This window comes from Caballeronia sp. dw_276 (genome assembly GCF_018449635.1).
Taxonomy (GTDB): Bacteria; Pseudomonadota; Gammaproteobacteria; order Burkholderiales; family Burkholderiaceae; genus Caballeronia.
Genome location: NZ_JAAVUV010000013.1, coordinates 205,533 through 215,347, shown reverse-complemented (window position 1 = coordinate 215,347; position 9,815 = coordinate 205,533). Strand labels below are relative to the sequence as shown.

General features: G+C 56.3%; 9 protein-coding genes. 3 read left to right on the top strand and 6 right to left on the bottom strand.

The window, feature by feature from the left end:
* Positions 1–146 precede the first annotated feature (146 nt).
* The 3 genes from HB633_RS25160 to HB633_RS25150 all read right to left on the bottom strand — a co-directional run bounded on the left by HB633_RS25160 (position 147) and on the right by HB633_RS25150 (position 3,226).
* Complete coding sequence (locus HB633_RS25160) at positions 147–590, bottom strand: response regulator (RefSeq protein ID WP_213780811.1); 444 nt, start codon at positions 588–590, stop codon at positions 147–149.
* A gap of 179 nt (positions 591–769) precedes the next feature.
* Positions 770–1,084 carry a hypothetical protein gene (locus HB633_RS25155; protein ID WP_213780810.1) on the bottom strand — a complete coding sequence of 105 codons (315 nt, stop codon included), beginning with the start codon at positions 1,082–1,084 and terminating at the stop codon, positions 770–772.
* A 435-nt stretch (positions 1,085–1,519) separates the two neighbouring features.
* Positions 1,520–3,226, bottom strand: coding sequence for an ATP-binding protein (locus HB633_RS25150; protein WP_213780809.1), 1,707 nt, complete (start codon positions 3,224–3,226; stop codon positions 1,520–1,522).
* Between the two features lie 400 nt (positions 3,227–3,626).
* Between HB633_RS25150 and HB633_RS25145 the strand changes: the two genes are divergently transcribed.
* The 3 genes from HB633_RS25145 (at position 3,627) to HB633_RS25135 (ending at position 7,688) form a co-directional block, all read left to right on the top strand.
* The gene (locus HB633_RS25145; RefSeq protein ID WP_213780808.1) at positions 3,627–4,766 is read left to right on the top strand and encodes an alpha/beta hydrolase; all 1,140 of its coding nucleotides are present in this window, start codon (positions 3,627–3,629) and stop codon (positions 4,764–4,766) included.
* 8 nt (positions 4,767–4,774) lie between these two features.
* The gene (locus HB633_RS25140) at positions 4,775–6,661 is read left to right on the top strand and encodes a glycoside hydrolase family 15 protein (RefSeq protein ID WP_213780807.1); all 1,887 of its coding nucleotides are present in this window, start codon (positions 4,775–4,777) and stop codon (positions 6,659–6,661) included.
* A 121-nt stretch (positions 6,662–6,782) separates the two neighbouring features.
* A complete protein-coding gene (locus tag HB633_RS25135) occupies positions 6,783–7,688 on the top strand; it encodes an SDR family oxidoreductase (RefSeq protein ID WP_213780806.1) in 906 nt (301 codons plus the stop codon).
* 459 nt (positions 7,689–8,147) lie between these two features.
* Here HB633_RS25135 and HB633_RS25130 read toward each other — a convergent pair whose 3' ends face one another.
* From HB633_RS25130 to HB633_RS25120, 3 genes are all read right to left on the bottom strand, one after another.
* A complete protein-coding gene (locus HB633_RS25130) occupies positions 8,148–8,423 on the bottom strand; it encodes an HU family DNA-binding protein (protein ID WP_255581144.1) in 276 nt (91 codons plus the stop codon).
* Positions 8,424–8,570: 147 nt separating this feature from the next.
* Positions 8,571–9,155, bottom strand: a complete 585-nt coding sequence (locus HB633_RS25125; RefSeq protein WP_213780825.1) for a tyrosine-type recombinase/integrase — start codon at positions 9,153–9,155, stop codon at positions 8,571–8,573.
* Positions 9,118–9,762, bottom strand: coding sequence for a DUF4011 domain-containing protein (locus HB633_RS25120; RefSeq protein ID WP_346730362.1), 645 nt, complete (start codon positions 9,760–9,762; stop codon positions 9,118–9,120). The genes HB633_RS25125 and HB633_RS25120 overlap by 38 nt, the downstream gene beginning before the upstream one ends.
* Positions 9,763–9,815: the final 53 nt, after the last annotated feature.

The following is a 9,815-nucleotide window of genomic DNA, read 5'->3' as shown; positions in this document are numbered from 1 at the left end:
CAGCAGTCGCAACACCGCGTGAATTAAAGAGGACCAGCTTTGGCTTCCTGTTGTTCATCACCCGTCCTTCTAAACAGCAACGTCGGTACACGTGTGTTTCGCCGGCGGGTCGCCGACCCATGACACGCGCAATGCGCTACGTCGCATCATTTCGATGGTTCTGCAATGAAGTTGTCGATCAAACCAATCAATCTCGAGACGCTATTGCCTTTTTGACAGTATGCGTCGAAGCCCGCAGCGACGGCTCTGAGACTAATCTCGGCTTCCGACTGCGCGGTGAACGCAATCAGCACAACGTCACGTGTCGTTGCCAGACGACGTAAGACGCGTGCAGTCTGATATCCATCGTGTTCCGGCATGTTGATATCCAGAATGATCACGTCAGGGGTCCACTCGCTGAGTTGATTTACCGCTTCTACGCCACTCAACGCAAAACGGGTCGCTCGCTTGGGGTCCGACAGAGCAATCGCCAGCGCTTCTGCCGCGATGAGAAGATCATCCACGACCAAAACTTTGGTTGGAACACCATGATGCGATAGTGTTCGCGTGCTCCATATTCGGTAAAGTTGTAACCCTTTAACATCGTCCATATCAACACTCGGGAAGCAACCGCACGGGTACGCAAATTAGGAAGAAAATCAGACATGGAAGCAAAGCTTCCTCCCTTGTTGACAGCCAAGCCCTACACTCGTCCGGTGCCTAGAAACGGTTGTTCATATTGTTCAAGCGACAAAACCAACAATTATTGTCATAGCGTGGGCCGTTACCGTTACGTTCTGTGTGCTTGGCTTTCGCGCCCAGGCATTGGGCGATTAATCGACTCATCGTCTGCGACGAAATGGTCAGGATAGGCGTTTCCGACCAAGTCATCGTATTGGTCCGCGCTCGCCGCGACGATCGCGCGTAGCATTTTAATAAAAGCGTTGCCGTCTTCTAAGCTTTCGACGATCACCCGAGCGGTACGCAACGAGATGGTTTCGTCACAAGGAGGAAGATTTCCGTCATCGAGTTGGAATTTGAACCGGTGTATTTCCACCATCGAAGACTGGGGCACAGACTCATGAGCAAAGATTGTTGCTTTCACGATGCGCTCCGATGGTTTGTCGATGGACAAGCTTAGCAATTTTCACGCCGCATCCCGCGAGCCATGGTTTGGTGCGGTGCCTTCACCACTCGGAAACGCTCATCGGTGATGCCGACAATCCAACTATGCATTTTCTGATCTCATGCCGAGCAGATTCGCGTTCTGTTTCGAGCACGCGGCGAACCACCGCCGCCAATGTTGCTATCTTGTCGATGCCTGACCCACAGGGCGTTTCCAAACACCTGGTATTGCGCAAGCGCCGAGATGCGCGACCGTTTCAAAACCGTTGCCGTTGTCCATTTCGATAGATCTTTTCATTGGTCGGTTCGAAACCGCGTCCACTGCGCCCCGCTTCGTCCGAATGGTGACTGCAGAGATGCCATAAGATGCCGCAGGCGAATCTTTGATCAACGATTGGCTTGCCCGTTTGGCGGATCAAATGCTCCCGCGTTTTACGATGGCATCTTCGAGCACGTCGACAAGGGTTTGGAATTGGAAGGGCTTTTGTAGCACCATGACGCCGCCAGGCAGCTTCGCTTTCACTTCCGCAATATCCGATCTGCCCGTCATGAAAATCAAAGGCATTTGCGGGTCCGCCTCGCGCATGACAATCGTGAGTGACGCCGCGCTCAACCCTTGCATGGAGTAGTTAGCGATCACCGCATCCGGGACATGCTGCTCGACTGCATAGAGGGCTGCGGAGGCAGACCTTGCAGAGCGCACTGAGTAACCCGCATCCGACAGAAGATCAACTAGATAATGCTGGGTGTCGATGTTTTCGTCGACGATGAGCACGTGCGATTGCTTGAGCCCTTGAGCTGTACTCGCTAAGGCTTGAGGGTCGAATTCTGTCGAGCTCTCGGCGCCTGATGTGGGCTTTAGAAGCATGATAATCGCGGTGCCCTTGTCGATTGCCGTCTCTACACTTGCGGCGCCACCCGCCCTGACCGAGAACGCAAAAACCTGGGAGAGTCCCAGACCTGTTCCTTTGTCACCTTTAGTTGAATAGAAAGGCTCAAAAATCCGGCTCGCGACCGAGTATGGCATCCCGGCGCCGGTGTCAGCGATCCTCACCTCGAGATACGGTCCGTCTGAAACGTTCGGGTCGCACGTGACGCTTCGAATGCGTGTGGTGACGTAAATGTCGCCGCCATCTGGCATGGCATCGCGAGCGTTGATTACCACGTTAAGCACCGCCGCTTCGAGCTGAGTTCCGTCGCATATTACGATGACGCCTTCGTTTTCCAAATCAAAATTAAGACGCGCCGCAGTGCCCAGGACGCGAGAGAGCAGCTCCTTCATATCGCGGATACAGGCCGAGACATTGATAGGTCGAAGCACTGGCAACTCATCGCGTGAGAACGCCAACAATTGAGCGATAAGTTTGGCACCCCTCTCGACGGACTGAAGGCCACCCGCTGCGTATCGGCGTACTGCGACAGCATTCTCAGATTTGCGTTCGATGAGCTGCAGACTCACGCTCACTGATTGAAGAAGATTGTTGAAGTCGTGTGCTACCCCGCTCGTTAGCTGACCGATCAAAGCGACCCGTTGTTTTTGCCGCAATTTATCGTGCTCGCGCTCGTCGTCCGCAAGCGCATCCATGATCTTCTCGCGCAAGCTTTTTGTTTGCTCCGCCCGCTCAATGTCCATGAGACGCAGTTGAAGCAAAGATGCGGTCTGACGCGCCAGCGCCTTCAGCGCATTTTTCTGATCCGCTGACAAGGACCGTGGCACCGTATCAATTACGCAGACCGTGCCGAGTGCATGGCCCTCCCGCGTGACTATCGGCGCACCAGCGTAAAAGCGAATGCGCGGGCCGCCCACGACAAGTGGATTGTCGCAAAAGCGAGTGTCGCTTAATGCGTCCTCAACAATGAACAGGTCATCCGGCGTGCGGATAGCGTGCGCACAGAAGGCAACATCTCGGGACGTCTCTGTTACATCCAACCCGATGCAAGCCTTGAACCATTGACGCTCACGATCGATCAGCGATATCAAGGCAATCGGAACTTCGCAAATTCGAACGGCAAGCGCGACGATATCGTTATACGCATCTTCCGGTAGGGTATCTAGAACGCCTATACGTTCAAGCGCCTCAATCCGAAGCGGCTCGTTCGGTAATAGTGACGCGATTTGCATGGATTGATAGCGGACGAAAGAAGATTAACCGATGGCTGTAAAGCGACTGATTTCAGTTTAGCCGATTCGCAGACGCGTTGAGCGCAAAGGGCCAAATGCACCGCTAAAAAAGACGCCTTATTGGTTGCCACCTAAGCGTCGAACCGAGAAGCGCAGCCCCGAAATCAGCGCCTTGATCCTGAGATACCCCATTCAAGCGGCTTACCCAAGTTTGCGTCCAGCTCAAGTCCGTCAGTGCTGCCATTCCCGGCACAACAGACGTTTCCTTTCGGGAACGCGATGTGCTGAGGTCGTGCGGAACCGGACTGCGTCCCAAGAATGCGGCTGGCAACTGGACACCGCATGGCCCTCCTTGCGTAAAAATTCGCGCTACCGCGCATCAATCTCTAGCGGAGAACCTATGGTCCAGCCGGGAATCACGTTACATTCAAATCTGCATGTCCGTCAAAGGTCTGCATTGGCAGCCATCATTCCGATAGCTCTTGCTCTTTCTCTCGCGGCATGCAACAGCGCACCCGATAAGCCGTCGCCTATTGCCAATACCGTTTCAAAAGCAACTGCGACGGTGCGCGCCGACGATGACATGCTCGCCGTCCTCAACGCAATGGCGGCGATGGATCCCAAAGCGATTGAAAAGGTCGATGTCCCGACGGCACGGATGCAGCCAACAGTCGCCGATGCGGTCAATGCCGTGCTTAAGAGCCAAGGCCGCGATACGGCACCTACCTCGCTTGTTCCCGGCGTATCGAGTCGCGATATCACCGTCCAAGGCGCGACCGGCGGACTGCCAGCGACGTTATACAGGCCATCCGGGAAAGGGCCCTTCCCTGTGATTACGTACTTCCACGGCGGTGGATGGGTCATTGCTGACCGGAAGGTGTACGACGGAGGCGCGCGAGGCCTTGCAAAGGCCGCGAATGCGATCGTTGTTTCTGTAGATTATCGGCGCGCGCCGGAGGCGAAATTCCCGGCTGCGTGGGACGATGCGTTCGCTTCGTACAAATGGGTCGCCTCTCATGCCATTATGTTTGGAGGAGACCCGACCAAGCTCGCACTTGCCGGAGAGAGCGCGGGCGGGAACCTAGCGGTTGCAACCGCGATCGCTGCACGCGACGCCCATGGGCCCATCCCGCGGGCCGTGGTTGCGGTCTATCCTGTTGCGCAAACAGGAAGCATGAATACGCCTTCGTATATCGAAAACGCCGTTGCCAAGCCACTCAATAAAGCAATGATCTCGTGGTTCCTCGACAAGCTGTTGAGCACGCCTGCTGATAAACAGGACACGCGTCTCGATCTCGTGCATGCAAACTTGTCAGGCTTGCCGCCCGTTACGATCATCAACGCTAACCTCGATCCTCTTCGGGACGACGGTGAAATGTTGCAGAAGTCGCTCACTCAAGCCAACGGGCAGGTTGACCGCAAGGTGTATGACGGCGTGACCCATGAATTCTTTGGCACGGCTGCGGTTGTCCAGAAAGCCAAGGATGCACAAGCTTACGCGGGTCAACGTCTGCAGCAAGCGTTCGGAACAGGAATGTAAACAGGATAATGTTCGGGCCGCCCCGCACCGCCCGAACTCTTCATTTCACGCAAATCAACGAAGGTCAATCTATGGTTATGCCCGTCGTTCCCGCTTTACATCATGATGGGCGCCGTGATGCAGACGGGTTCCTGGCGCTCGATGCGTACGGCGCGCTGGGCGATGGTCGCTCAATCGCTCTAAGTGGTGCCGACGGCTCGATCGACTGGTGGTGCGTTCCAAACATCGACTCGCCTCCTTTATTCGATCGGTTACTAGACCCCGGGCACGGCGGTTTTTTCTCTATAACCCCACACGAGGACTTCACGGTTGAGCGACGGTATCGGGAAGACAGCAACGTCCTCGAGACCATTTTCAGCACCAACTCCGGAAGAGCCATGCTGACCGAATCGCATAACAGCGGAGCGGCTGGTCGGCTGCCGTGGGCAGAGCTTGCGCGCCGGGTTGAAGGTATCCAGGGCACTGTCCGTTTCGTGGTCAAGATCCGCTACAGTCGGCGAGCGGATACGATCAATCCCTACTGCACGACCGCCGGCGAGCATCTGGTCTTCCATGCCGACCGGGTGCTCGGTCTCTTCATTCACAGCGCGGCTGTGATTGTCAACGATGCATTTGACGATGGCCTCGTGGCACACTTCGATGTCGTCGCTGGGCAGCGTGAGACGCTGGCCATCATCGCCGGTGAAGACGAGCCACTGGTCGTTCCACCCATTGCCGAGATCGATCAGCGAATCGACGGATCCGACGACGAATGGAAACAGTGGTCTCGAAAATTAAAGTATGAAGGACCGCACCGTGCGCTGCTTGTGCGCAGTGCCTTGGCGTTAAAGCTACTGCTTTTCTCGCCGAGCGGCGCGATAGCGGCGGCCGGCACAACGTCCTTGCCAGAGAAGATTGGGTCGTCGAAAAACTACGACTATCGTTATGCATGGGTGCGCGATGCGGGTTACACGATTAAGGCATTCTTGCGCATCGATGCTCAGGCAGAAGCGAAGGCCGCATTCACCTGGCTGCTCAAGCGGCTAGAGACCAAAGATCCACAGGTGTTGTACTCACTTCGCGGCGATGTTGTCTCGGACGTTACGACAATCGATTTGCCTGGATACAGGCACTCGACACCAGTTTCAACGGGTAATGCTGCGACTAACCAGCACCAGCATGGCGTTTTCGGTGACATCCTTGAGACTGCATCGGTGTTCGTGGAACACGGCAACATTCTTGATGCACGCAGCGCACAAACACTGTCGCGGCTCGCTGACCAATGCGCGGAAAGCTGGCGCCGCAAGGACGCGGGCATGTGGGAGCTGGAAGAACCGCAGCATTACACCATGTCAAAGGTGAGCGCGTGGCAGGCCCTGGCGCGAGCCGTTGAGCTCGCCGATGCGGGTGAGTTGCCGACCACTTGTCGCGACAGATGGGCGCGGGAGCGCGATTCCGTTGCTTGTTGGATCGAAGAACATTGCTGGTCCGAAGAAAAGAACGCGTTCGTGATGTTTCCAGGTAGCGACCGTCTCGATGCATCCATGGCGCTCGCCGTTCGCTTTCGCTTCGACGGCGAGGAGCGGCTCCTGTCGACGCTCGATGCAATTCAGCGCGAACTTGGCACGGGCCCGTATCACTACAGATATACCGGCGTGGCGGACGAGGAAGGCTGCTTCCTTGCATGCACCTTCTGGCAAATCGAGGCGCGTCTATTACTAGGTCAACGGGAGCAAGCCAATGCCATGTTTGAGGCCATCGTCCGTGCCCTTAACCATGGTGTTGGCGTGTACTCAGAAATGGCTGATCCGAACACGGGTGAATTTCTCGGTAACTTGCCTCAAGGGCTTACTCATTTGACCATGGTCCATTCGATCATGACATTGGCCGGTGCGCCGTTCGGATCACGCTCTTAGCGTCACAGTCGGCCATCGCAAACCTCCTCGTCAATCGCTACGGGCCCGCCATTTGCTGAATGTGAACGCCAAGCACGGAGAGTTAAATCTTCCGCTATATGTTCAACCCTTTGGAGGATCCATGAGCAATGACACACCGAATCAGTATGCGATGCAAAACCCGCTTACTCAATATCCTCAGCCCGAGTTCCCGAAGCAGCCCCTAACGCCGCCCGGCTCGATCCACGACATGACGCCGGCGCCTGACCATGGCGAAAAAAGCTATAAGGGGTTCGGGCGGCTCGCAGGACGTAAAGCGCTGATCACGGGCGCGGATTCCGGAATCGGGCGCGCAGTCGCGATTGCATTTGCCCGCGAAGGCGCCGACATTGTGTTGAACTACCTACCTTCAGAGGAAGCGGATGCGAAGGAGGTTGTTGCTTTGATTGAGGCCGAGGGTCGTCGCGCCGTTGCGATTCCAGGCGATCTACAAAGCGAAGAATTCTGCAAAAATCTTGTGAGCCAAGCCAAAAACACACTTGCAGGTCTCGACATTCTTGTGAACGTTGCTGGCAAGCAAACCGCACAAGAGGACATCGCAGATCTGACGACCGAGCAATTTGAAGCGACCTTCCGCACGAATGTGTTTGCGCTTTTCTGGTTGTGTAAGGCGGCGTTGCCGCACATGCCGGCAGGCGCCACCGTTATTAATACGTCTTCAATTCAGGCATATCAGCCCTCGCCTTCATTGCTTGACTACGCCCCGACGAAATCAGCAATCGTCGCGTTCACGAAAGCACTGTCAAAGCAAGTTGTGTCGAAGGGAATCCGCGTAAATGCGGTAGCGCCAGGTCCTTTCTGGACGCCGTTGCAGCCCAGCGGCGGCCAGCCTCAGGACGCCATCCCCTCGTTTGGTTCGGAAGTGCCGATGAAGCGGCCCGGTCAACCAGCCGAATGTGCGCCCGTGTACGTTCTTCTTGCATCACAAGAATCAAGCTTCATCACTGGCGAGGTCTTCGGCATCGCTGGCGGCAACACGCTCCCTTAAGACGGTCCGCACGCGGTGACTGTACATCACCGCCGTGCGGATACCAGTTCCTTCGCCCTGCGTCAAAGCCAGTCAACGTACCTTTGCTGCCGCTCGGTTTCCTAGAAGTTGATCATCAAACTTGGTGGTCACGAGGACGCGTTCTTTACGGTGATCCAAACCGTGCAGAGGATGGTGCAATTGGCCCTGTAGCGAATGCGATTGTAAAAAACAGTCTTGTGGGACGCGTCGGTTCCAGGGATGTTGTTCTGCATCAATTGCACCGTGCTCATAAGCTGCCGCCGACTGACCCACGCGCGTTCGGTGCAGAATCTGATGACGGCAGGAGCCTCTTGGAATCAGGCGCCGACCGACAGAAACAATTATCTCTAGATGATTGGCATTCCGCAGTGGTCGGACAGCAATTAAGCGATCAAATGCCGCCCGCAAGTGAGACCGGCGGAATAACGGGTCAACGGGCTACTTATTCACCGCGTCCTTGAACGCCTTGCCAGCGGTAAATTTAACGGTCTTTGACGCCGCAATTTGCAGAGTCTCGCCGGTCTTCGGGTTGCGCCCGGCTCGTGCAGCGCGTGCGCCTGTGCCAAACGACCCAAAGCCGATCAGCTGAACCGCATCGCCCTTGACCACCGCTTTGGTCACGGTCTCAAGGAATGCGTTGATCGTTTCTTCTGCTGCCGACTTCGCGATGCCCGCTTGATTCGCCACTGCGTCGATCAGTTCCTGCTTGTTCATGTCTGTCTTCTCCATTTGATTTGGGTGAGCGCCGCAATGCGTGCCAAGCCTGAGGATACCTTACCCGGACAAGAGCGCTATGCGCAGCAGCGCCACTCTTGGAGTGCTGCGGCGCAATTGCTTCGGCACTGCATTCGCCGGAGCCGACTAGCCGCCGTCTTCCAAATAATATTTCGCCGCTTCATCAAGCATCCGCTGGCGCTCGGCCCGCACATAGATCGACGTTGTCTGCAATGACGCGTGTCCCAAAATCCGTTGCGCTACATCGATTGGCATACCTCGGGCAACCGTTTGAGTACCAAAGGTATGCCGGAACGCCTGTGCCGAGGTGCCCAGGAGCTTGATGTGCGCATCGTGTGACAGCGCACCTTCGCGCAACATTGCTTCTGCAATGCGTCGGATGGCTTCGCGCACGAGTCTCGCCAGTGCATCTGCCGCGTAGGGCACATGAAACTGGTGGACGGTCGCGCCCTGCCCCGCCGATGCGTCGCCATTTTTCGCCAGCGACGCGTCGATCCTGTTGATCACCACCGGTGCGATCAAGGGACCCTGGGCGTGCGCTGCATCAAAGTCCAGTCCCCGATCCGCCCGGTGCGCGCGCAACGCTGCGACCGTCGCCGCGCTCACGGGCACCGTACGTTGCTTGCGGTGTTTGCCGATGACGGCGAGCGCCCAGACGGAGGGTTGCTCGGTATCACAGTGGGCTGACGAGTCCGCCGTGGAATGTCCCATCTCGTCTGGCGAGAGTCCGACAAAAAACCTCTTTGCGCTTCAAAGCATCTAACGCGTGGGAACGCCTGATGTTTTCGCGCTCACGCGCTTCGTGAATTACCTGGCTACGAGGGTCGTTCCCATCCATTAAGTCCGCCCGCGTAAGCAACTTGATGATGTGACCTTCGGCGAGAATGTGCTCAAGGTGACCCGGGGCAGGTGCATCCAGCTTCAGTGATTTCTTGCCAGCCTTGAAGCTCCGCAGGTTATTTCGAAGCGACAGGTCAAGGAGCTTCCGCTGCCAGCGGGTCAGTCGGTCCTCTAGGCGTTCGACAGCCTTGTCGTCAGCAAAATTCTCCAGGTCTTCTGGCAACTCCGGAGAATCCTCAAGTCGGCGTTCCAGATTTGTTCCTTCCGTGCCGGCCGTCCCTCGCTCAACCACCTGCTCGCTGGCAAGCGGCTTGATGCGTTGCAGTCGAGCGCGGCGAATGTCAACAGCCAGGTGAAAACTGCGTTCGGCTTCCTCGGAGATCTGCTCGTCACCATTCCCGATGGCGAAGCTGAAAGCCGGGTAAGGTCGGTGCGTGAGCATCGTCGACTCGAATACGACCATTTCCTTCAGCTTCACACGTTTGCGTAATGCAGTCACATCATCGACAACAGAGGTCGAGAACTCTTCCG

Excerpts from the sequence above, each read along its gene's own strand:
- HB633_RS25130 (WP_255581144.1), bottom strand. The coding sequence starts at position 8,423 with ATGAACAAGCAGGAACTGATCGACGCAGTGGCGAATCAAGCGGGCATC.
- HB633_RS25150 (WP_213780809.1), bottom strand. The coding sequence starts at position 3,226 with ATGCAAATCGCGTCACTATTACCGAACGAGCCGCTTCGGATTGAGGCG.
- HB633_RS25125 (WP_213780825.1), bottom strand. The coding sequence starts at position 9,155 with ATGGGACATTCCACGGCGGACTCGTCAGCCCACTGTGATACCGAGCAA.
- HB633_RS25145 (WP_213780808.1), top strand. The coding sequence starts at position 3,627 with ATGGTCCAGCCGGGAATCACGTTACATTCAAATCTGCATGTCCGTCAA.
- HB633_RS25135 (WP_213780806.1), top strand. The coding sequence starts at position 6,783 with ATGAGCAATGACACACCGAATCAGTATGCGATGCAAAACCCGCTTACT.
- HB633_RS25160 (WP_213780811.1), bottom strand. The coding sequence starts at position 590 with ATGGACGATGTTAAAGGGTTACAACTTTACCGAATATGGAGCACGCGA.
- HB633_RS25140 (WP_213780807.1), top strand. The coding sequence starts at position 4,775 with ATGTTCGGGCCGCCCCGCACCGCCCGAACTCTTCATTTCACGCAAATC.